The sequence below is a fragment of the Bradyrhizobium sp. CCBAU 11430 genome, from assembly GCF_028128855.1.
GTDB classification, from domain to species: domain Bacteria; phylum Pseudomonadota; class Alphaproteobacteria; order Rhizobiales; family Xanthobacteraceae; genus Bradyrhizobium; species Bradyrhizobium ottawaense.
The window spans coordinates 1-22,437 of record NZ_LBJV01000056.1 but is presented as its reverse complement, the minus strand read 5'-3'; the positions used below and the strand labels follow the sequence as shown (position 1 = coordinate 22,437).

The window sequence follows — 22,437 nt, the reverse complement described above, 5'->3', positions numbered from 1 at the left end:
CTCATGCTGAAAGCCGTTGCCGTCATCGCCATCCTGCTCGCCGCCGGACTTGCGGGCGTCCTCGCCTTTGCCCTGACAAAACCTGACACGTTCCGCGTCGAGCGGAGCCTCGCGGTGAAGGCGCAGGCCGGTGCGATCTATCCGCAGGTCGCCGATTTCCGCCGCTGGACCAACTGGTCCCCCTATGAGACCCGCGATCCCGCCATGAAGCGCACCTTCGGTGGATCTGAGGCAGGCAAGGGCGCGACCTATGCCTGGGACGGCAACAACAATGTCGGCGCCGGCCGGATGGAGATCCTCGAGGCGACGGGGCCGTCCAAGCTTCGCATCAAGCTCGATTTCGAGCGGCCGTTCGAAGGTCACAACACCGCCGAGTTCACCTTTGTGCCGCAAGGCGATGCCACCCTGGTCACATGGGCGATGTACGGTCCGGCTCCGTTCATGTCCAAGATCATGCAGGTGTTCATCAACATGGACGGCATGATCGGCAAGGATTTCGATGCCGGCCTCGCCAGCCTGAAGAAGCTGACCGAGAAGCAATAAGCCTCACTGCAAACGAAGAGGAGAGAAACGATGCTCAACGCTTATCTGTTCTATCAGGACACCTGCGAAGCTGCGTTCAACTTCTACGCCAAGGTCCTGGGCGGCAAGATCGACGCCATGATGCGGTCATCGGACGCGCCGCCGGACATGCCCGCCGCGCCCGGCCGCGAGAAGATGATCATGCACGCGCGAATGTCGTTGCCCGACGGCAGCGTGCTGATGGCTTCCGACGCGCCGCCGGAGCATTTCGCCAAGCCACAAGGTTTTTCGATCTCGTTCACGGTCAAGGATCCCGCAGATGGCGAGCGTAAGTTCAACGCGCTCGCCGATGGCGGCACCGTCACCATGCCGTTCAGCAAGACGTTCTGGGCCAAGGGCTTTGGCATGTGCGTCGACAAGTTCGGCATTCCCTGGATGGTGAACTGCCCGGCCGAAGGGATGTGACAGGCGCGACCGCCTGCATGATCTGTTGAGTCCGCAATCCCCTCTCTGCACTGTCGCGCGAGAGGGGACGCCTGGATTTATCGCGTCATATCCGGATCGGTCGTGCGCTCGCTCAACGGATCGATCCGGTCGCGTCCTCGCTTTGCTGCGGCGGCTGAACGCAGCGAGGGCAGATCACGAGCTTGGTGCCGAGCTGCTTGTCGTTCTCGGCTTCGATCTCGTCATGGACCGCCCACCACGCCTCCGAGTATGGCCGCAAGGTGCCGAGCACTCGTTGCCGCTCCTGATTGGGATCACTTGCCGCGGGCGCGGGGTTCGTCGCGCGCCGCTTGGCGGCATGCGGGCGGTTCGAGCCTTTGTTGGGGTCCTGGCCGAGGCCATCCCATGCGATCGGGCGGCGCTCCTGCGCCGGTGCGACTGCACATCCAAGCAGCGCTGTGCAGAAAGTAAGCAAGATGAAGCCGCGTCGTATCATGCCGGACCCAAAGTTCGATGCGCAATGCGCAAGCTTCCGCACGGGAAACTTGCATCGCGTCGGTCAAATGGAACTTAAGGCAAACGATTGGCCGGCGTGGCCGAGGAATGAACGCGCGATTCGCATCACCTTGCGGGAGCAGTGAGGCCGCTTCGTGAAACCATGCGGACTGCATCGCACAACAATTGACGCAATATTGGGCTGTAATCTGCACGTCAGAATCGCTATTGGTGACTCACAAAATCTAAAAAGCTGGGGTGGACGTCACTTGGAAGGGGAGCGACCGATGGCGGCGGCGCTACAGATCAATTTTGCCCTGTGGGGGATGCTTATCTGCGTCAGCATGAAGCTGGGGCCGGTGATCCAGACTCTTTATTGACGGCAGCCAAAGTGTAATGGCGTGGAGACCCCGGTGCGCACATTGGGTGCGAGCACAGGGAACCTGCCGTGTGGCCTCGGGCCGGCCAGGCCAATGCCTTTGATGTGACGTGACGCGGTTCACAGAACTCATTCACGTCACATGCGTGGCGGCTGCCACATTCGTCAGCGGCAGCGCGGATAGATCGCGGCGAGATCGCGCCCCTTGAGCAAGAGTAGCCGCGAAGTGAGGCCGCCACGGCGGCTGATCCAGTCGCGCACTGGGCCGGGATAGGCGGCAAGCACCGCGACCGATGCTTCCGGCTCGGCATAAAAGCGCCCGCGCCGGTCGACCGAACGTGCCGCATGGAAGCCGAGCACGGCGCGCTTGGTGACGCAGATGCGCTCGCCCGGCACGATGCTCAGCACCAGCGTGCAGGCAGACAGGCAGGGACCATCGATCACCACGCGCTCGCCGCTCTCGCGCACCTTCTCGAACAAATCGAGGAACGGCCCGACCTGTCCGCCCGGAGACTGGATGATGCGGATTTCAGCGGACGCGGGCGCGGCGGCGAGCAGGGCGGATGCGAGGATCAGGGCTTTGAGGGAGGTGACGCGTCGCATGAACTCTCCACCAACTCGGTTTCGTAGGGTGGGCAAAGCGTAGCGTGCCCACCTTCAGCATCGCAGATCCGGAAGAACGTGGTGGGCACGGCGCAAGAGCGCCTTTGCCCACCCTACAGAAACTGTGCCTACCCGTTCCGCCTTTGCCCGCGCAGCGTCGGCAGGCCGATACCCGCCGCATCGAACCCGCCATCAACGGCCAAAATTTGACCGGTGATGTAGCTCGATCGTTCCGAGCACAGGAAGTAGATCGCTTCCGCAAGCTCCTCCTCCAGGCCGTAACGGTTGAGCGGAATGGCGTCGTGATAGTCGGCGCGGATCTCCTTGGAATGCACCTGCTTCGCCATCGCGGTGTCGACCGGCCCCGGCGCAACCGCGTTGACGCGGATGTTGAGCGAGGCGAGTTCGACAGCGAGCTGCTTGGTCAGGTGCGCGAGCCCGGCCTTGCTGGTGCCGTAGGCCGAGCGCAGCGTCGAGGCGCGTACCGCCGAGATCGAGGTGATGTTGACGATGGCGCCGCCATGGCCTTCGCGCATCAAGGGAACCGCGGCCTTGGTGCAGAGGAACGGGCCGGTGAGATTGACCTCGAGCACGCGGCGCCAATCGGTCTCGGACGTCTCCATCAGCGGTGCGAACACCGCGATGCCGGCATTGTTGACCAGTGCATCCAGTCGGCCGAACCGGCGCTCGACCGCCTCCATTGCATCGCTCACCGCGGCGGCGTCCGAGACGTCGCAGGTCAGCGCCAACGTCGCCTCGCTTTGGTCGATTTCGGCGACCGCCCGGCCGAGCAACTCGCCCTCGATGTCGAGCAGCGCCACGCGCCAGCCCTCGCCAAGGAACTTCTTCGCGGTCGCAAGCCCGATGCCGCGGGCGGCTCCGGTGACGAGAGCGATTTTTTGCGGGGCTTGCGGCATGGGAGATTTGTCCTCGAGTAGCATATGGGCGCAGGAATGCAGGCTCCTTTTACTGCGCTTTTATGCTGGCGAGGAAGGGGCAGGCGAGGGCTGGAGGGGAAGTCGCCCTTACGCCAGCTCCGCCGAGGCACGCTGCATGTTGGCCGACATGTCCGCGGTCACGATGCTCTGCTCCTCGACCGCGGCTGCGGTGGAGGCGATGAACTCGTTGACGCCTGCGATCGCGGCCTTGATCGCGGTCAGGGAGCTCGCGACGTCGCCGGAGATTGTGTTCAGCGCGTCGATTTCGGACGTGATCGTGTCGGTCGCCTGCTTGGCCTGGCTCGCGAGGTTCTTCACCTCGGACGCCACCACCGCAAAGCCGCGTCCCGCTTCGCCGGCGCGGGCCGATTCAATCGTGGCGTTGAGCGCGAGCAGATTGATCTGGCTGGTGATGCCCGAGATCATCTCGACGATGCCGCTCATGGCCTGTGCGGCGGCCGTCAGCTTCTGGGCCTGGAGGTCGGCGGACTCGACCCTTGTGGTCGCGACCTTGGACGTCTCGCGCGACTTCGTCATGGTCTCGGAGATTTCGCGGATCGATGCGCTCATCTCTTCGCTGCCGGCGGCGACCGCCTCGATCAGCCCGCGCGCGTTGTCGGCCTTCTTGCGGCCGATCGCCTGCGCGGTGATGTCGGTGGCGTATTTCACCACCTTGTACGGCTGGCCGTTGAGATCGAAGATCGGGTTGTAGGACGCCTGGATCCAGATCTCGCGGCCGCCCTTGGCGATGCGCTTGTATTCGGCCGCCTGGTATTCGCCGCGATTGAGCGCTTCCCAGAATTGGCGGTAGGCGGCCGAATTCTTCTCGTTCGGCTCGACGAACATGGAATGGTGCTGGCCCTTGATCTCGGCCAGCGAATAGCCCATCGCCTTCAGGAAATTCTCGTTGGCGGTGCGGATCGTGCCGTCCAGGTTGAACTCGATCACCGCTTGCGACTTCTGGATCGCGGCGAGCTGACCGTCATTGTCGGCTGCCTTCATCTTCTGCGCGGTGACGTCAGTGGCGAACTTCACCACCTTGAGCGGCCTGCCCATCTCGTCGAGGATCGGGTTATAGGTCGCCAGGATCCAGACTTCCTTGGCCCCCTTGCCGAGCCGCTTGTATTCGGCCGCCTCGAACTGGCCGCGGTTCAGCCGCGCCCAGAAATCCTTGTAGGCGGAGCCCGCGCGGTCCTGCGGCGTCACGAACATGGAGTGGTGCTTGCCCTTGATCTCGTCGAGCGAGTATCCCATCGTCTTGAGGAAGTTCTCGTTGGCGGTGACGATGGTGCCGTCCATGTTGAACTCGATCATGGCCTGCGCACGACTGATCGCCGCGAGCTTCCCCGCGTCCTCCATGGTCCGCATCTTGTAGGCCGTGATGTCGGTGGCGAACTTGATGAAGCTGACCACCTTGCCGGTCTCGTCGAGCAGCGGCGCGTAGGAGGCATGGATCCAGAGCTCTTTGCCGTCCTTGCCGTAGCGCCTGTATTGCGTGGTCTGGAACTCGCCGCGGTTCAGGCTGGCCCAGAAGTCGCGATAGCGGGCGCTTTCGCGCTCGGCCGGGCTGACGAAGATGCTGTGGTGCTTGCCCTTGATCTCCGCGAGCGTGTAGCCGCTCATCTTGAGCAGGTTCTCATTGGCATCGAGGATGGTGCCGTCGAGCCCAAATTCGATGACCGCCTGCGACCGGTCGAGCGCCTCGACCTCCGCGATGGCGTGCCTGACCTTCTTGCTCAGGAAATTGAACACGTAAGCCCCGCAATGCTCGGATGCGATCCGATAGGATCGCCATACCGTTTCCCCTGAGCTGAAAAGTTGCATTGCTATCGTTGAGCATCGGTAAATCCTGAATAACGCTGCGACGAGCTCCGCGAGTCCGCGTGCGACAGCCAACTACTTCAACTGACAGCTGCTCTTGGTTTATATGCACGGTGGAGTTCACAATGCGGAGCCGTACTTGTACGGGGGCGCAGCCGAGATATTTTTCGCGCCGCCTTGCATGGCGGTGTCGGCGCGGTCAGGGGCGAACCGTCTTTAACAGGATGCCTCGTTGCGGAGACTAGCGATGCCCGACCATGAATGCCTGATCCGAGACCTCTTCGCCGCCTATCTCGCCAACGACCGGCAGCGGGTCGCCGACGCATTGGCCGACGATTTCCGCTTCACCAGTCCGTTCGACGACGACCTCGACAAGGCGACCTATTTCGAACGCTGCTGGAGCGACAGCGGCTGGATTGCACGGCATGACATCGAGCGCATCTTCGCCCGGGGCGAGGAGGCCTTCGTTACTTATCTCTGCCTTGCGACAGATGGCAGGAGTTTTCGCAACACGGAGTTCTTCACCTTCGCAAGCGGCAAGATCCGGCGCATCGATGTCTATTTCGGCGCTGCCCGGCAGGATGGTCGTTTCCTGCCGCAGCCGCGCTAGGGCCAGGCCCCTCAGATTATTTCCGCGGGCGTGTCGGTTCGGTGAGAGTTCGTTCGTCTTGAAGGCGAGCGGGCCTGCGCCTCACGGCGCATCCCGGAACCACCGCAGAAGCCAGGATACGACCCATGCGATTCATGATGTTGATGATCCCGCTCGGCTACGAGGCCGCGCCGCCGGACGTCCAGCTCGATCCCGAGCGCGTCGCGGCGATGATGCGCTACAACGAGGCGCTGAAGGACGCGGGCGTGCTGATCACGCTCGATGGCCTGCATCCGCCGTCGATGGGCGCGCGGGTTTCGTTTGCGACCGGCGAGCCTGTCGTGACCGACGGCCCATTCACTGAAGCCAAGGAAGTCCTTGGCGGCTATTGGATGATCGAGGTTGCCTCGCGCGCCGAGGCGATTGCCTGGGCGAAGAAGTGTCCAGCTTCGGCCAACGAGATCATCGAGATCCGGCAAGTCCAGGAGATGAGCGACTTTCCGCCCAACGTGCAGGAGGCCGCGGCCGGTTTCGGCGACCTGAAGAGGTAGCCACAGCGATCGCGATGAAATCGCGTCTGTCGTCAGTCAATCAGCAAGGAGAGAACCGATGAGCACCGAACATAAATTCCTCGCCGTCTATCTCGGCAGCACGAGCGGCGAAAAGATGAAGGCCTGGCATGCGATGCCCGAGGCTGAACGGAAGGCAAAAGAGCGCGAAGGCATGGCCGCCTGGCACGGCTGGGTCGAGAAGCACAAGGATGTCATCGTCGAGCTGGGCGGCCCGCTCGGCAAGACCCGCCGGATCGACGGACGCGGCATTGCCGAGATCAGCAATGCGCTGACCGGCTTCACGGTGGTGCGGGCCGCCTCGCAGGAGGAAGCTGCAAAATTGTTCGAGAACCATCCGCATTTTGCGATCTTCCCGGGCGAGGCGATCGAGGTCATGCCCGTGCTGCCGATTCCGCAGATGTAGCTGCGGACGAGGCCAATTGCGGGTGTGATGCCGTCGCTCCGGGCCGGCATCGCCCGTGAAAGTACGGGGTTAATCACGCCCGATTCCTGCTAGTGACCTTCACCGCCGGCTCATGTAAAGATCGTTCACATGAGCTGGCGCAAGGAGCAGCGCCGCGCCGAGCGCGGCTATCACCACGGAAATCTGAAGGAAGCCCTTTTGCAGGCCGCTCTCGGGCTGATCGCCGAGAAGGGCGCGGCTGGCTTCACCTTCGCCGATGCCGCACGCATGGCCGGCGTCAGCGCAGCGGCGCCCTATCGGCATTTCCGCGACCGTGACGAGCTGTTGTCCTCGATTGCCCAGCGCGGCTTCGAGCAGTTCGAGCAGCGCCTGACCGCGGCCTGGGACGACGGACGCCCCGACACAGTCACCGCGTTCGAGCGCGTCGGCAAAGCCTATCTCGCCTTCGCCCGTGAGGAGCCCGCGTTCTACAACGCGATGTTCGAATCGGGCGTGCCCGTCGACGCCAATCCCGCACTTCAGGCCGCCAGCGAACGCGCCTTCAACATCATTCGCGCTGCAGCCGAGCGGCTCGCGGCGCTGACGCCGCCGGGTAGGCCGCGGCCGCCGGCGATGATGATGGCGCTGCACATCTGGTCGATGGCGCACGGCGTGGCTTCGCTGTTCTCCCGAGGGGACGCCGCGCGACGAAAACTGCCGATGTCGCCGGACGAACTGCTCGAGGCCGAGGTGCTGATCTATCTGCGCGGCCTCGGCTTCCCGACCGACCGCCGTCCTGCAGGCAAGGGCGCCGAGCCGCCGCCGGTGCCGCCGGAGGCGTCCTCCAGTTCAGGCGTGCCGCCGGCTGGTCCCTGGGGCAAGCCGAAATAAAACTGCGCAAAATAATCACGTGGGCGTGTCTGGCGGCCAGCTTGACAAAATCGCCGGATGGTCTAGCTATGTAAATGTTATTTACATTCACAACGGCGCTGGTGCCGTGATGGAGATGGGAAATGGCCTACACCGCTGACGTTAATCGCTGGCGCGGCCCTTCGGACCAATACCAACAATACGAGCGTCCCCGCATGCTCGATACGCCCTGGCATCCCGGCTGGATCGCCGTGACCATCCTCGGCTTCATCATCTGGTGGCCGATCGGACTTGCCCTTCTCTTTTTCACACTCGGGAGCAGAAGAATGTCGTGCTGGAGCCATCAGGATCGCTGGCAGAACAAGATGGAAAAGATGCAGTACAAGATGGACCGCATGCGCGGCCGCATGGAGCGCCGCGGCTTCGGCTTCGGCTTCGGCTTCGGCCCGCCGTCCTCCGGCAACCGCGCCTTCGACGAGTACCGCTCGGAAACGCTGCAGCGGCTCGAGGAGGAGCAGGTCGAGTTCAGGAACTTCCTCGACCGTCTGCGCCACGCCAAGGACAAGGAAGAGTTCGACCAGTTCATGGCGCAGCACAAGACGCGTCCGACCCCGCCGCCGACCGACCAGCAGCAGGGCTGATCTTCAAGGCTGACACCTCTCAAAGCCTTCAGGCGCATGCCCCCAAAGTCCTGATGGCCCCGAGCCGCCCGTCTGCGCAACCCGCAGGCGGGCGGTTTGGTTTTTGGGATCTTGCTTCAATCTCTCGCGTGCGCGAGAGGAGGCATCGGCGGGCTTCGGCCGTCATCGTTGCTCGCATTGCTCGTTGTGCCGCGGCTAGCCCTGTCGCGAGATGCAGGTTGCAATTTATCGAGATAGCAACTGACAATCACTAGACCGGACGTTGCTGCGAATGTCGCTAAGTTGCGGCGATGCGGCCTGTCCGGAAAATCGAATCTCCTCTTGCAACCAAAGGGTGTTGCGCATAATCTTCGGACGTTTTTCAATCGATGATATTTGGCTGAATATTAGGGAGTATTTTCGTGCGGATCGTAACGATCGTTCGGAAGGTAGCCCCTCGCTGCTATCCCAATTACCTCAAGGCTTTTGAAGACGGCGACGAAATCTTCGACCGCTTCAAGATCAACACTCCGCTTCGCATCGCGCACTTCCTGGCTCAGGCGCTATATGAAACCGGCCGCGGTACGGTTCTGTTCGAGAGCCTCAAATACAAAACCACGGCGCGACTTCTCGAGATTTTCGGCATCGGCCATCATAGCGCGGCCATCCGGCCCGACGAGGTCGATCAATATCTCAACAATGATCGTGCCTTGGCCGAGCGCGTCTACGGACTGGGCAATCCGAAGAAGGCGAAGGAGCTCGGCAATACCAAGCAAGGAGACGGATACAAATATCGCGGTGGCGGCCTGTTGCAGACGACTGGCGGCGCCAACTACCTGCGCATGGGCAAACTCGCAGGCGTGGACTTCTACAATAACCCGGATCTGATTGTCTCACCCGAAGCGGCTCTGCTTCCCGCCCTTCACGAATGGAATGAGGGAGGCCTGAACGCATATGCGGATCGGAACGATATCCGCACAATCACGCGGCTCATCAACGGTGGCTACAACGGCCTGAGCGGTCGCACGGAGCTCTTCGAGGTCGTGTGGAGCGCAATAGGCAAGAGCGGCGCGAACCAGGTGGCCTGGAAAGCCGCAACCACGTCGGACGAAACGCGCGAGCTTCAGGAGGCCCTGAACGATCTCGGGGCTGAGCCGGCGCTTGTCGTGGATGGACGATATGGTCCCGCCACCGCGCAGGCGGTCGAGTGGTTTCAAAACCACGCCAAGATCCCGGTCGATGGAAATGCAGGCGTGGTGACGCAGGCGGCGTTGAATCTCCGCCTGAATTCCCGGACGGCTTCAGAGCGCCCCTGAGAGCGTGCCGCCTGTGACGCGCGAAGGTCGCCGGAGCTTCGCAAATGGATGTCTCGATTATTGAGGGCCGAATTTTAGCAAGTTTCATTACGCAGAAGGAATTGAGCATGACCGACGGCGAAAAGATGCTGAAGCTGGCCGAGTCCCGCATCGGCGAGAAATACGTCAATGTCTGCGTTCCCAAGAACAACAAGAACTGGCACGGTCCATGGGACTGCGCGGAGTTCATGTCCTGGTTGGTGTGGCAGGTCGGTGGATTCCTGTACGGATGCGTCGACGACAACGGCAATCCAGCAACGGTCGAGGCCTATACCGGTGCCTGGAAGAGCGATTCACAAAAACTTGGAAAGCGCGTGCCGTGGCGGCAGGCAGCCTCTACGGTGGGAGGCATTCTTCTCCGCTATCCGCCCGGACCGGGCATGATGGGGCACATCGTCGTTTGCGACGGCGAGGGCGGCACCGTGGAGGCGATGGGAACGGCCTATGGCGTTCGTCGCGGCAAGGTGTCGGGCCGGAATTGGGATACCGGCGTCTTGCTGCCGAACTTCACGTATGGGGCGGCGGGTGGAGCACTCGACCTGGTTGAGCCGAGCCAGCTGTATGCGCTTGGGCAGCCGAATATGAAGGCGTCCGTCGTTCGGGACATCCAACGCGCGTTGAAAGAGCTGGGGTTCAATCCGGGGCCGATCAACGGTGAATATAATGACCTGACGGTGGCGGCGGTCGCAGCGTTTCAGGCGACCAAAGGACTCATTGTCGACGGACAGGTAGGACCGCAGACCGCAAAACGGTTGAAGATCGAACTCTAGGGATCGGCGGACTCTTCCACCTGCTCCGCGCGCGACGGAGGCGTCCCGGCGGCATGACTGGCGCCGGGCTGCATCGCATGACCGCCAGCTTCAGCGCGCGGTGGCCAGCTGCGCGTGAACCGAAGCCAGGAATTGTTCGTAGGCGTGATCCACGATCTCGTTGAGCGATCGCGTTCGTGCGAACATCGCCTTGGCCTCGGCGAGAAACTCCTCGCGGGTCGGTATCTTCGGCAGATGCAGGTGTGTCAGCGCGTCGACGCCGTCATGCGCGCGATTGAGGATGTCGTGCAGCGTCGGCAGCTGCAGCTGGGTCGGGTCGGCCCGGTGCAGCGCCGAAGAGATCGCATGTGCAAGCTTCGGCGCGTCGAACCGCCCGGCAAGCTCGCGGGCGGCCCGATTGATGACGCGGGCGCCGAGCGGCTGCTCATTGCGCAGCACCTGTTCGGGCGGCGCCTTCATGTTCCAGACGATTCCGAACCAGGACAATACCGTCAGCACGTAATAGGTGACGTCGATCTCCCACCAGCGAAAACCCTGCCGCACGCTGCTCTGATAGGCGTGGTGATTGTTGTGCCAGCCCTCGCCCATGGTGAGCAGCGCCAGCAGCCAGTTGTTGCGGGAATCATCGCCCGTCACGTAGCGCTTGCGTCCGTGCACATGGGCCAGCGAATTGATGCAGAAGGTCGCGTGATAGACCAGCACCGTGCTCCACAGGAAGCCGACGATCAGACCCGACCACCCGGCCACCAGGAAGCAGAGCGCTGCAAGCACGAAGGCCGGCAGCAGCTCCAGCCGATGCAGCCACATCAGCTCAGGATAAACCGTGAGATCGCCGACTTTCACGAGATCGGTCGCGTCGTGCTCCCGGTAAAAGATCCAGCCGAGATGGCTGTACAGGAAACCGCGCTGACGCGGCGAATGCACATCCAGTTCGGTGTCGGAATGCAGATGATGATGCCGATGCTTGGCCGCCCACCACAACACGCTCTTCTGCGCGGTGCTTTGCGCAAGGCAGGCAAGGATGAACTGAAACACGCGGCCGGTGGCGAAAGCCCGATGGGAGAAATAGCGGTGGTAGCCGGCGCCGATCGCAAACATCCGCACGACATACAGTGAACCGCAGATCGCGACGGCCTGCCACGTGACGCCTGACCAGATCGCCGCAAAGCATCCGAGATGGACCAGCACGAACGGTATGGCGGAGGGGTACATGACGTCGTCGTGGTGGTCGTCGGCGGGCGCGTTGGGCAACATGTTTCAGCGTGACCTCAGGTAACGGGGATCCGGAATTTGCATCGGCAGCACCGAGGGCTGCCGGGTACGAAAAACCCGCGGATGGCGGACCACCGCGGGGCTTGAGCGCGCTGCTTTGCGTGTCATCCCGGCTAAAGCAGCATCAGCCGAAAATCCGACTGAATATATGGGCGCGGATGGCTGGCATGCAAGCTCGTAGCCTCACGGGGAGCTGCGGCATGGTGCTCAGGTAGTCACGGCGGCTGCCGCGTGGCGCGCGGGTCGTCCGCGGCCTATATTCGACACGTGAAGGAAGCACCAAAGCACCGGAGGCGGCCTTGATGGCAGCTGCGACCGCAACGAACGATCGCCTCTGGCAGAACATACGCGCGGAGGCGCAGCGCGTGTGCGAATCCGATCCCGTCTTCAGCAAGTCGCTTGCCGATGCAGTGCTGGCGCATGATAGTTTTGCCGCGGCTCTGGCCGATCTGATCGGGCGCAGGCTTGGCGGCAACGCCGCCGGGCAGGCACGCTTCACGGCCTTTTCTATCGACGCCTTTCGTGGCGCGCCGGAATTGATCGAAGCGGCCGGCCGCGACTTGCAGGCGATCGTGCTCCGCGATCCCGCCGTCGCCGGCCTGTTGCCGCCGCTGCTGCATTTCAAGGGCTACGTGGCGCTACAAGCCTGGCGCGTCTCGCACCGGCTCTGGCGTCATGACCAGCGCGACGCGGCGCTGCTGTTTCAGAACGAGGCCGCGAACGTCCTGCAGGTCAGCATTCACCCGGCGGCCAGCATCGGCTCGTCCGTGTATCTCGACCACGCCACCGGGATCGTGATCGGCGCCAATGTGCTGATCGGCGATGACGTCACCATTCTCCAGAATGTCAGCATCGGCCGCGGCAGCGAACTGCCGACGCGCTCGCCGCGTATCGGCTGCGGCGTCTTCATCGGCGCCGGCGCGACCATCTTGGGCGATATCCGGATCGGCGATTTCGCCAGGATCGGCGCCGACACGGTCGTGACTTCCGACGTTCCCGGCGGCTGCACCGCGGTTGGAAATCCTGCGCGGTTGACCAATTGTCCCGCGCCCGCTTCGGCGGCCTGAGGCGCCATCACGTCATGAGATGCGGCGGAGCGCGGCCCGATCAGCCGCAAAGGCAGGGTCGCCGAGGTCTGCCCCCGGCGACATCCCGTTGCCTCAGGCGGCGCGGCGATGGCTCTCGCCGCCATGCTGGGGCGTGACCGGCTCCGAGCTGGTCTGGCCCGGCGCATCCAGCACCGCGACGTGGTGACGATAGACCATCTCCCAGCCCTTCCATCCCGTGAACAGGAGGATGCCGACCACGATCAGGGAGAGCACCACGCCCCACGGCTTGATCGCAGCCTCGGCGCCTTGCGCGTAGCGCAGGTAGAAATTGACCAGGGCCAGCACGACCGCCGCGAGATTGCCGACCATGTGGTACCAGGCATCGTTGAGGCGGCGGATGCGGGGCTCGCCGAAGAAGTCCGTAAAGCCGGCCACAGCCGCGACGAGCGCCATGACGATGCCAGCCCCGATCAGCCACATCGCGGCTCTGGCCCAGAAATTGTCGCCGGTTCCGATGAAGGCCAGATCGGCGACGGGCGCGCCGACCAGGCATGCGACCGGGAACGGGATCAGCATGGGGTGGAGCGGGTGATCGCCGATGGCGGCGGTCGTCTTGGGGTTGATGGTCATGGCAACACCTCGCGGAAAGTGATTTTTGGGACAATTTTTCGGGCGAGGGCTGGTTCCTCCGGTCGCACGGACACGCGGAACTCTCGCGCCCCGGACGCACCGCAGCGTCTCTTTGACGATGCGCTGCTGAGCCGGGGCCCATCTCACCGCACATGCACGCCGCATCCCGGGTCCGGGACACGGACTAGGCCTGTCCGCCCATCCCCCTGCGCCACCTACCTTTCCGGCAACCAAATTCACCCCTGGTAACCCCGCATTAACCAACGGCGGGCTCTGGTAAGGGCGGACAATCGCGCCCAAAGCCCGAAGCCAGGGACCGTCAAGGCCCGGGGCCAAAGGCCCATAGTTTTGACATCTTGGCAGGGAATGCAGACGGCCGGCTCTGGACGAGCCCCTGCACCCAGAAAGACAAGGCTTTGAGCGGGCTTGCCGGCCGCGCCGGTGCTAGCGCGGCCATTGGGGAACCGGCAGCCATTTGCTGGCCGGCACATCGGGTAACGATCGCCTTGAGAGGATACTGCTTATGAATCCGGCCGACGTGGCTCAGTCAGCCCTTCCGGTTGCCGCTTCCGCGGACGTGTCGCTGATCGCGCTGTTCTGGCAGGCTCACTGGATCGTGAAAGCGGTGATGCTGGGACTTCTGTCCTGCTCGGTCTGGGTCTGGGCGATCGCCATCGACAAGATCTTCCTGTTTGCCCGCACCCGCCGCTCGATGGACCGCTTCGAGCAGGCGTTCTGGTCCGGCGAATCGATCGAGGAGCTCTATCGCACCCTCTCTGCCAAGCCGACGCATTCGATGGCGGCCTGTTTCGTGGCGGCGATGCGCGAGTGGAAGCGCTCGTTCGAGAACCAGGCCCGCTCGGTCGCCGGCCTTCAGATGCGCATCGACAAGGTCATGAACGTCTCGATCGCCCGCGAGGTCGAGCGGCTGGAACGCCGCCTGCTGGTGCTTGCGACCGTCGGCTCCGCCGGCCCCTTCGTCGGCCTGTTCGGCACCGTCTGGGGCATCATGTCGAGCTTCCAGTCGATCGCGGCGTCGAAAAATACCTCTCTGGCGGTGGTCGCGCCGGGCATCGCGGAGGCGCTGTTTGCGACCGCGGTGGGCCTTATCGCCGCCATTCCTGCCACTATTTTCTACAATAAGTTCACGTCCGAGGTGAACCGGCAGGCCCAGCGGCTCGAGGGCTTCGCCGATGAATTTTCCGCCATCCTGTCGCGTCAGATCGACGAGCGGGGCTGACGGGCGGCATGTATAGTGTGAAGGGCAATTTGGGCACGCGATCATGGCGATGAACGTTGCGAGTTCGTCCGGAGGCGGCGGCCGCCGTGGCCGGCGCAAGCCCGTCGTGGCCGAGATCAATGTCACGCCGATGGTCGACGTGATGCTGGTGCTGCTCATCATCTTCATGGTGTCGGCGCCGATGCTGACGGTCGGCGTGCCGCTCGACCTGCCGCAGACCCAGGCCAAGAGCCTCGAAAACAACGACCAGAAGCCGATCCAGATGTCGATCGACATCAAGGGCAAGGTGTTCATCAACGACGCCGAGATCGCGATCAACGAGTTGATACCCAAGCTGAAGGCAATCACCGACGCGCGCGGCGGGCTCGAGGAGCGCATCTATTTGCGCGCCGACAAGAAGGCGGATTACGGCACGGTGGCCAGGGTGATGGGCCAGTTGTCCGGCGCCGGATTCAAGAAGCTCGCCCTCGTCACGGAAGCGGATCAGGGGTAGGCCGTGAAGGTGAAGGTCGACAAGACACTCGTTGCGTCGATTGCCCTGCATGTCCTCGTGCTGGGATGGGGGCTGGTCACCTTTAGCAGCAAGGCCTACGTCGCGCCGGAAGAGTCACTTCCGATCGACATCATCTCGACCGATCAGCTCGCGAAGATGATGGCCGGGCAAAAGACCGGCAAGAAGGAAGAGCCCAAGCCCAAGGTCGAGAAGATCGCCGAGCCCAAGCCGGAGGAAGACGCCGTCGGCAAGGTCACCGAGAAGAAAGAGCTGATCAAGACCAATTCGCAGCCAGAGCCGCCGCCGAAGCCGGTCGAGAAGCCGGTGGAGAAGAAACCCGAGCCGCCGAAGCCTGTGGCCGAGGCGAAGCCGAAGGAAGAGCCGAAGCCGCAGGAAAAGAAGCCTGATCCGGCCAAGGAAGATCCGATCGCCGAGCTGCAGAAGAAGCTGGAGACCAAGAAGCCGCCGCCCAAGCCCGTGGAGCAGAAGGTTGCGGCGGTGCAGCCGCAGCAGCAGCCCAAGCCCAAGGAGCGCAGCTTCGATCCCGCGCAGATCCAGCGCGACCTCGACAAGCGTGCCGCGACCCGGCACGAGCTCGCGGGAACGGCGCTGAACGCCTCGGCCTCGCTGGGATCGGCGACCGGCACTGCCGCCAACAACATTGCGACCTGGCGCGGTGCGTTCCAGGCCGCGGTCAAGCGCTGCTTCACGCCGACCTATAACGGGCAGGACGCCGACCAGTACGAAGCCGACATCGACATTCCCATGAAGATCGACGGATCGCTGGCGTCCGAACCCATCGTGGTCGCGGTGAGGGGGCCGTCGCGGTCGATCGCCCAGGCGGTGGCGGAGAGCGCCAGGCGCGCCATCGTGCAGTGTCAGGTCTACGCGTTCATGCCGAAGCAGCAGTACGAGAGCTGGAAGCTCATTCCGATGACTTTCGGCCTGAAAGATATGTTGTGACATCCGAACAAAAGAATTTTGCAATGAATGACGTCCGATCGATGAACCGCCGCCGCTTCATGACCCTGACCGGATCAACGCTCGCGATGCTCGGGGGCGGACGTGCCCTCGCTCAAGGCCAGGACGGCCGCATCCGCATCGATCCCACGGCATTCCAGCCGATCCCGATCGCGATCACCGGCTTCGTGCCGGGCTCGCCGTCCGACGGCGACGTCGGCAACGGCGTCACTCAGGTCATCACCAACAATCTGAAGCGCTCGGGCCTGTTTGCCCCGATCGACCAGGCCGCCTTCATCGAGCGCATCAGCAACATCGACGTCGCGCCGCAATTCCAGAACTGGAAGACGCTCAACGCGCAGGCCCTCGTCACCGGCCGCATGACGCGGCAATCAGATGGACGGCTCAAGGCCGAATTTCGCCTGTGGGACGTGGTCTCCGGCCAGCAGCTCGCCGGACAGCAATATTTCACCTCGCCGGAATATTGGCGCCGCATCGCCCACATCATCTCCGACCAGATCTATGAGCGGATGACCGGCGAGAAGGGCTATTTCGACAGCCGCGTGGTGTTCGTGGACGAGAGCGGCCCGAAGGAGCGTCGCGTCAAGCGGCTCGCGATGATGGACCAGGACGGCGCCAATGTGCGCTACCTGACCCGCGGCTCCGACCTCGTGCTGACGCCGCGCTTCTCGCCGAACTCGCAAGAGATCACCTATATGGAGTTCGGCCAGGGCGATCCGAAGGTCTATTTGTTCAACATCGAGACCGGCCAGCGCGAGATCGTCGGCAACTTCCCGGGCATGACCTTTGCGCCGCGCTTCTCGCCGGACGGCCAGCGCGTCATCATGAGCCTGCAGCAGGGCGGCAATTCCAACCTGTTCGTGATGGATCTGCGCTCGCGCTCGACCACGCGCCTCACCGACACGCCGGCGATCGATACCTCGCCGTCTTACTCGCCGGACGGCACCCGCATCTGCTTCGAGTCCGATCGTGGCGGCAGGTCGCAGATCTATGTGATGGCCGCGGGCGGAGGACAGGCGCAGCGGATCTCCTTCTCCAAGGACGATACCAATGCCAGCTATTCGACCCCGGTGTGGTCGCCGAAGGGCGATTACATCGCCTTCACCAGGCAGGGCGGCGGGCAATTCTCGATCGGCGTCATGAAGCCCGACGGCTCCGGCGAGCGGCTGCTCACCTCCGGCTTCCACAATGAGGGCCCGACCTTCTCGCCGAACGGCCGCGTGCTGATGTTCTTCCGCGATCCCGGCGGCAATGGCGGGCCGTCGCTGTACAGCGTCGACATCTCCGGCCGCAACGAGCTCAAAGTGCCGACGCCCGGCTTCGCCTCCGACCCGGCATGGTCGCCGCTGCTATCCTCGACTGCGGGTTGACAAGAGAGCGCTAAAACATCGCGCGTTCAGACGCGCGATGTTGTCGAAAAACGCGCCGATTTTTTCGACTTTTCTGCGCAAAGCAAGCCTTCCTTCACCTTGTGCTCGGCAAGGCTTGCCTAGTTGCTTGATATTTAAGCGGAAATCGGTTCGCTGATACCGAAAAACAACTCGACTTTAACGATGTTCCCTCAGAAAGACTTCATCTGGGCTGGGTAAGACTACGCGCCAAACAGGACGCGTAACAAGCCAATGCAACTGGCCGACCAGAAGCAGAGTGATCGAGACGAGCTGGAGCCGATACTCTACGCCGCTCTCATCAACTCCATGGTGCAGAATTTCTGGGCGATCTTCCTCGGCTCGGCCTCCGCGGCCGTGGCCGCGGTGATGACTGCGTTGAAGACGGGCGACGTCTGGCTGTGGCCGCTTGCATTCCTGCTGATTGCCATCGGCACCGCGCGCGCCTTCCAGATGCGCGGATATGAAAACCGCACCGAGGTGCTGTCATTCGAAGAGGCCAAGCACCTGGAGCCGCGTTACTGGATCGGCGCGCTGAGCTATGCGGCCGTGCTCGGTGTGTGGGCCTTCGTCGTCATCTACAACAACAACGATCCGGTCGCCGACATGCTCTGTGTCGCCATCGGCATCGGCTACACCGCGGGCGGCGCCGCCCGCAATTACGGGCAGCCCCGGGTGATCCAGTGGCACGTCGCACTGGCCTGCGGTCCGATGTCGCTCGCCTTGCTGCTGCACGGCGGCTTCTACCACATCGGTCTTGCCATCCTGCTGGTGTTCTTCTTCATCGGGCTCAAGAACATCAACCTCAGCCTGCATGCGATCTTCGTCAAGGCGCTGACCTCGAGCTTCCGCGAATCCGCGCTGGCGAGCCAGTTCGACACCGCGCTCAACAACATGCCGCACGGCCTGTGCATGTTCCGCGCCGACGGCCGCCTTGCGGTGATGAACCACCGCTTCGGCGAGCTGATGGCCTTGCCCGAGGACCTCGTCAAGCGCGGCGCCACTGCCGCCGATATCGCGGCGGCCTGCGTTTCCGCCGGGTCGATCTCGGCGGAGAGCGGCAACCACATCCTGGCCGAGATCGAGCATGCGCGGATCTGCGAGATCGTCACCGCCGATCCGGATTCCTCGCGCGGCCGCACCCTGGCTTGGACGTTCCAGCCGATGACCGGCGGCGGCACGGTGCTGCTGCTGGAAGACATCACCGAACGCACCAATGCGGAAGCCCGCATCAGCCATCTCGCCCGTTATGACGAGCTCACGGCGCTGCCCAACCGGGTCAGCTTTCACGACGAGATCGAGCGGCTGCTGAAGAATTCGCATCATGCCGAGCGGCTCTCCGCGCTGCTCTTCGTCGACCTCGACCAGTTCAAGCAGGTCAACGACACGCTCGGTCATCCCTGCGGCGACCAGCTGCTGTGCGCCGTCGCCAACCGTCTGCGCGAAATGCTGCGCCCCGAAGATTTCGTCGCCCGTTTCGGCGGCGACGAATTCGTCGTGTTCCAGCAGAACATCTCCTCGCCCGAGGACGCCGCCGCGCTGGCCCGCCGCATCGTCGAGCGGCTGAGCGAGCGCTACCGCATCGACAATCATTTGGTCGAGATCGGCGCCAGCGTCGGCATCGCGCTGACCTCGCCGGGCGATGCCAGTGCCGATACGCTGCTCAAGAACGCCGACATGGCGCTGTACCGTGCCAAGGCCGACGGCCGCGGCACGTTCTGCTTCTTCCGCGACGAGATGGCGGCGACCGTCGAGGCCCGCCGCATCCTCGAGCTCGACCTGCGCAAGGCGCTCGCCAACGAGGAATTCGAGCTGTTCTACCAGCCGCTGGTCAATCTGAAGTCCGGCAAGATCACCACGTGTGAGGCGCTGCTGCGCTGGAATCATCCGGTGCGCGGCACGGTCTCGCCGATCGACATCATCCCGGTCGCCGAGGACATGGGCCTGATCGTCGATCTCGGCCGCTGGATCCTGCGCCGCGCCTGCATGGAATGCATGAAGTGGCCGGAGGGCGTCAGCGTCGCCGTCAACTTCTCGCCGCAGCAATTCCACCAGCGCGACGTGCTGAGCGAAATCCGCTACGCGCTGGAGGTGTCGGGCCTGCCGGCGCATCGGCTGGAGATCGAGATCACCGAGTCCTCGCTGCTGCGCAACACCCAGCTGACCCACGACATCCTGTCGCAATTGCATGCGCTCGGCGTGCGCATCTCGCTCGACGATTTCGGCACCGGCTATTCCAGCCTCAGCTATCTGCACAATTTCCCGATGCAGAAGGTGAAGATCGACCGCTCCTTCCTCGAAGGCATCGACACCGACCGCCCGCTGACGCTGCTGCGCGGCGTGGCGCGGCTGTCCGCCGATCTCGGCATGGCCGTCGTGGTCGAGGGCATCGAGACCAACGAGCAGCTCGATCTGATCAGCGCCGACGGCACCGTCTCCGAGGCGCAAGGCTATCTGTTCAGCCGTCCGGTGCCCGCCGTGCGGATGCGCCAGCTGCTCAACGCCTCGCATGGGCGGCGCGGCGAAGGCCAGCTCCACGTCGCCAGCTCGCGCTCCTTCGCTTAACTCCGTTTCTCGGAACGTCCCATCATTTCAGACTGTTGCAGGGTACCGTAGTGCTACGGAGGTTAACCCTAACCCTTCGATTGCTTTGCATACTTGTTAAGAAGGTGTTAATAAATCATGGCGCGCGCGTAAGTTGTCTTGCAGGAATTACCTTCGAATGCCGCGACGTGAGTGTGTTTAAGGAGTTGGAATGCAGTCCTCAGCCAGATCTGTCATTTCGGCTGTTGGACGGGGAGCAGAGCTTCTGACCGACGTCGATTATCATCTTGCCGAAACCGTCGCGGAGAAGGAGGAGATCTACAATCTCCGCTACCGCGCCTATCTGCGGGAAGGCGCGGTGAAGCCCTCCGCCGATGCGCGGGTGACCGACCGCTACGACGAGCTGCCGAACGCGTGGACCTTCGGCGTCTATCTCCATGGCGAACTCTGCAGCTCGGTGCGCATCAGCGTGCTGACATCGGAATGGCGCGAGTCCACCTCGGCCGATGTCTTCCCGGACATCCTGCTGCCGCGGCTCGATCGCGGCGAGGTCATGATCGACCCGACCCGCTTCGTCGCCGATCCCGACCAGGTCAAGCGGGTCCCGGAATTGCCCTATCTGACGACGCGTCTCGCTTACATGGCCTGTGAGCATTTCAATGCCGATCTCGGCCTCGCCATCGTGCGCCCCGAGCATCAGGCCTTCTACCGGCGGGTGTTCCTGCATGAGACCATCGCCGAGCCGCGGCTGGTTCCCGGCCTCACCAAGCCGTTCGGACTGATGGCGGCGGACTTCCCGACCTTCCGCAAGAAGGTGTTCGAGCGTTATCCAATCATGCGGTCGACTGCCTTCGAGCGGCGGATGCTGTTCGGGCGCGGCGGCCAGCGCCAGGTGCCGCAGCGGCCGGTGCTCGTGGCTGACGCTGCGCACGCGGACGCCGCGCACGCCTGAGTCGGCGATGGCGTGGATGCGGCTCCAGGTTTGAGCCTGGGCTCTGCCCCTTACCCGTCACGCGTCGCCACGCATCGCGCCCTGGGCCCAAAATTCCGGCGAAAGCCGGGTTTTTGCCGGCCGCCGCGGCTTGCCTTCACCCTCGCGCCACATTTACAACCCATTAACCATGACGGGTGCTTTTCGCTGGTTGGGGGCATTTGATCGGCTGAGGCAAGGTTCCGTCAAGGTTGACGGAACGTTCGCTTAACCAACCCCCTGTAGACCGGACAGCAGTGGACTAACGTGAGCGTGGAGGCTCCGGAATGAAACATCCTATGCGTATCCTCCAGGGATTGAAGCTGGTCGCGGTGCTCGCCGTCGCGCTGTCGATGGGCGCCTGCGCCAACAAGAATGCCGCGACGGATGCGATGGCCAATGCGGCAACACCTGGCAGTCAGCAGGATTTCGTCGTCAACGTGGGTGACCGCGTATTCTTCGAAAGCGACCAGACCGATCTGACCCCGCAGGCGATCGTGACCCTGGAGAAGCAGGCGCAGTGGCTGCAGACCTATCCGCGCTACAGCTTCACCGTCGAAGGCCACGCCGACGAGCGCGGCACCCGCGAATACAACATCGCGCTCGGCGCCCGGCGAGCCCAGTCGGTGCGTTCGTTCCTGGCCTCGCGCGGCATCGATCCGAACCGCATGCGCACGATCTCCTACGGCAAGGAGCGGCCGGTCGCCGTCTGTAACGACATCTCCTGCTGGTCGCAGAACCGTCGTGCCGTCACCGTGCTGAACGCGAGCTCCTGACGCCGAGATACTGACACTCAGTCAGGCGCCGTTCATCTTCCAGAACCGAGTATACCGGCGCCCTCTCGGGCGCCGGTTTCGTTTCAGCAAACCGTGACCTAAAACCCCTTGGTTCAAGTCACGGTTTTGGCGTACTCCCTTCCTCATTATGTGGCGCGGCGATTGGTCCGCCGTGGGCCACGTCGCTTTTGTCGTCAGGGCAAGATGTCATCGAAATTCAAGGCAATTACCGGCACCGTGGCAACCGTCGCGCTGCTCTCTTTGTGTTCGCCCGCAACTGCGCAGTCGGTCTTTGCGCAGTCGGATGATGCCGATCCCGAGATGCGGATCGAGCGGCTGGAGAACCAGCTGCGCCAGCTCACTGGCCAGAACGAAGAGCTGCAATACCGCAACCGCCAGCTCGAAGAGCGGCTGCGGGCGCTCGAGGGCGGCGCCCAAGGCGCGCCCGGACAGGCGCCCAATGTCGCGGCGATGCCGCCCGCCCAGGTCGGACCAGGTCAGGTTGCGCCCGGCTATCGCCAGCAGCCGCAGCAACAGGCCGTGCAACCGAATTACGAGCAGCCGCAGAGCGCGGCTTCTGCGCCGATCGTTCAGGAGCAGCCGGCGCCCGGCGCTCCCGGCACGCGCCGTCGCGGCGATGCCTTCGATCCGAACCAGAACCCGAACGCGCCGGGTGCGCCGCGCGCGCTCGGCGGCGGCCCGCAGCCGATGCCGTCGGGAGCACCCGGCGGCCG

Annotated in this window: 23 protein-coding genes and 1 pseudogene; 18 read left to right on the top strand and 6 right to left on the bottom strand. The window is 63.4% G+C overall.

All coding sequences use genetic code 11. The annotated features are described in order from the left end of the window. Positions 1–3 precede the first annotated feature (3 nt). Positions 4–543: an SRPBCC family protein gene (locus XI04_RS16965; protein ID WP_271609237.1), complete on the top strand. Its 540-nt coding sequence runs from the start codon at positions 4–6 to the stop codon at positions 541–543. A gap of 30 nt (positions 544–573) precedes the next feature. Continuing rightward, the gene (locus XI04_RS16960) at positions 574–987 is read left to right on the top strand and encodes a VOC family protein (RefSeq protein ID WP_028140336.1); all 414 of its coding nucleotides are present in this window, start codon (positions 574–576) and stop codon (positions 985–987) included. Between the two features lie 112 nt (positions 988–1,099). Here the strand turns inward: XI04_RS16960 and XI04_RS16955 are convergent, their stop codons facing one another. The 4 genes from XI04_RS16955 to XI04_RS16940 form a co-directional block, all read right to left on the bottom strand. Next, a complete protein-coding gene (locus XI04_RS16955) occupies positions 1,100–1,462 on the bottom strand; it encodes a hypothetical protein (RefSeq protein WP_028140335.1) in 363 nt (120 codons plus the stop codon). A 543-nt stretch (positions 1,463–2,005) separates the two neighbouring features. Beyond that, complete coding sequence (locus XI04_RS16950; RefSeq protein ID WP_028140334.1) at positions 2,006–2,443, bottom strand: hypothetical protein; 438 nt, start codon at positions 2,441–2,443, stop codon at positions 2,006–2,008. A gap of 128 nt (positions 2,444–2,571) precedes the next feature. Continuing rightward, complete coding sequence (locus tag XI04_RS16945; protein ID WP_097668348.1) at positions 2,572–3,360, bottom strand: SDR family NAD(P)-dependent oxidoreductase; 789 nt, start codon at positions 3,358–3,360, stop codon at positions 2,572–2,574. A gap of 108 nt (positions 3,361–3,468) precedes the next feature. Next, positions 3,469–5,133 (bottom strand): methyl-accepting chemotaxis protein, encoded by a 1,665-nt coding sequence (locus XI04_RS16940; protein WP_271609236.1) that lies wholly within the window; start codon positions 5,131–5,133, stop codon positions 3,469–3,471. A gap of 316 nt (positions 5,134–5,449) precedes the next feature. Here XI04_RS16940 and XI04_RS16935 point away from each other — a divergent pair, with 316 nt between their 5' ends. The 7 genes from XI04_RS16935 (at position 5,450) to XI04_RS16905 (ending at position 10,360) form a co-directional block, all read left to right on the top strand. Next, positions 5,450–5,812, top strand: coding sequence for a nuclear transport factor 2 family protein (locus XI04_RS16935; protein WP_038948382.1), 363 nt, complete (start codon positions 5,450–5,452; stop codon positions 5,810–5,812). A gap of 125 nt (positions 5,813–5,937) precedes the next feature. Beyond that, the gene (locus XI04_RS16930; protein WP_028140330.1) at positions 5,938–6,342 is read left to right on the top strand and encodes a YciI family protein; all 405 of its coding nucleotides are present in this window, start codon (positions 5,938–5,940) and stop codon (positions 6,340–6,342) included. Positions 6,343–6,400: 58 nt separating this feature from the next. After that, positions 6,401–6,766 carry a YciI family protein gene (locus tag XI04_RS16925; protein WP_028140329.1) on the top strand — a complete coding sequence of 122 codons (366 nt, stop codon included), beginning with the start codon at positions 6,401–6,403 and terminating at the stop codon, positions 6,764–6,766. A 129-nt stretch (positions 6,767–6,895) separates the two neighbouring features. Next, on the top strand, positions 6,896–7,636 hold the full coding sequence (locus XI04_RS16920; RefSeq protein WP_038970904.1) for a TetR/AcrR family transcriptional regulator: 741 nt from the start codon (positions 6,896–6,898) through the stop codon (positions 7,634–7,636). Positions 7,637–7,758: 122 nt separating this feature from the next. Further along, on the top strand, positions 7,759–8,256 hold the full coding sequence (locus XI04_RS16915; RefSeq protein WP_271609235.1) for a DUF2852 domain-containing protein: 498 nt from the start codon (positions 7,759–7,761) through the stop codon (positions 8,254–8,256). 401 nt (positions 8,257–8,657) lie between these two features. Continuing rightward, positions 8,658–9,551, top strand: coding sequence for a peptidoglycan-binding protein (locus tag XI04_RS16910; RefSeq protein ID WP_152102391.1), 894 nt, complete (start codon positions 8,658–8,660; stop codon positions 9,549–9,551). Positions 9,552–9,595: 44 nt separating this feature from the next. Further along, positions 9,596–10,360: a peptidoglycan-binding domain-containing protein gene (locus XI04_RS16905; RefSeq protein ID WP_083859298.1), complete on the top strand. Its 765-nt coding sequence runs from the start codon at positions 9,596–9,598 to the stop codon at positions 10,358–10,360. 90 nt (positions 10,361–10,450) lie between these two features. Here XI04_RS16905 and XI04_RS16900 read toward each other — a convergent pair whose 3' ends face one another. Then, a complete protein-coding gene (locus XI04_RS16900) occupies positions 10,451–11,614 on the bottom strand; it encodes an acyl-CoA desaturase (protein WP_038970903.1) in 1,164 nt (387 codons plus the stop codon). Between the two features lie 320 nt (positions 11,615–11,934). Here XI04_RS16900 and XI04_RS16895 point away from each other — a divergent pair, with 320 nt between their 5' ends. Beyond that, positions 11,935–12,699 carry a serine O-acetyltransferase gene (locus XI04_RS16895; protein WP_028140324.1) on the top strand — a complete coding sequence of 255 codons (765 nt, stop codon included), beginning with the start codon at positions 11,935–11,937 and terminating at the stop codon, positions 12,697–12,699. 93 nt (positions 12,700–12,792) lie between these two features. Here XI04_RS16895 and XI04_RS16890 read toward each other — a convergent pair whose 3' ends face one another. Continuing rightward, positions 12,793–13,311, bottom strand: coding sequence for a DUF2231 domain-containing protein (locus XI04_RS16890; protein WP_271609234.1), 519 nt, complete (start codon positions 13,309–13,311; stop codon positions 12,793–12,795). Between the two features lie 523 nt (positions 13,312–13,834). On the opposite strand from XI04_RS16890, the gene tolQ reads away from it, so the two are divergent. The 8 genes and pseudogenes from tolQ to XI04_RS16850 form a co-directional block, all read left to right on the top strand. Beyond that, the gene (gene tolQ, locus XI04_RS16885) at positions 13,835–14,551 is read left to right on the top strand and encodes a protein TolQ (protein WP_018317771.1); all 717 of its coding nucleotides are present in this window, start codon (positions 13,835–13,837) and stop codon (positions 14,549–14,551) included. Positions 14,552–14,594: 43 nt separating this feature from the next. Beyond that, entirely contained in the window at positions 14,595–15,044 is a 450-nt protein-coding gene (gene tolR, locus XI04_RS16880) for a protein TolR (RefSeq protein WP_028140322.1), read from the top strand. A 3-nt stretch (positions 15,045–15,047) separates the two neighbouring features. Next, a complete protein-coding gene (locus tag XI04_RS16875) occupies positions 15,048–16,007 on the top strand; it encodes a protein TolA (protein ID WP_212474851.1) in 960 nt (319 codons plus the stop codon). Positions 16,008–16,048: 41 nt separating this feature from the next. Continuing rightward, positions 16,049–17,395, top strand: coding sequence for a Tol-Pal system beta propeller repeat protein TolB (tolB, locus tag XI04_RS16870; protein ID WP_028140320.1), 1,347 nt, complete (start codon positions 16,049–16,051; stop codon positions 17,393–17,395). Between the two features lie 252 nt (positions 17,396–17,647). Further along, positions 17,648–19,978, top strand: coding sequence for a putative bifunctional diguanylate cyclase/phosphodiesterase (locus XI04_RS16865; RefSeq protein ID WP_038974611.1), 2,331 nt, complete (start codon positions 17,648–17,650; stop codon positions 19,976–19,978). 190 nt (positions 19,979–20,168) lie between these two features. Then, positions 20,169–20,909, top strand: a complete 741-nt coding sequence (locus XI04_RS16860) for an N-acyl amino acid synthase FeeM domain-containing protein (RefSeq protein WP_028140318.1) — start codon at positions 20,169–20,171, stop codon at positions 20,907–20,909. Between the two features lie 305 nt (positions 20,910–21,214). After that, on the top strand, positions 21,215–21,703 hold the full coding sequence (gene pal, locus XI04_RS16855) for a peptidoglycan-associated lipoprotein Pal (protein WP_018317777.1): 489 nt from the start codon (positions 21,215–21,217) through the stop codon (positions 21,701–21,703). Positions 21,704–21,907: 204 nt separating this feature from the next. Beyond that, positions 21,908–22,437, top strand: a pseudogene (locus XI04_RS16850) (tol-pal system protein YbgF); the annotation flags it as partial.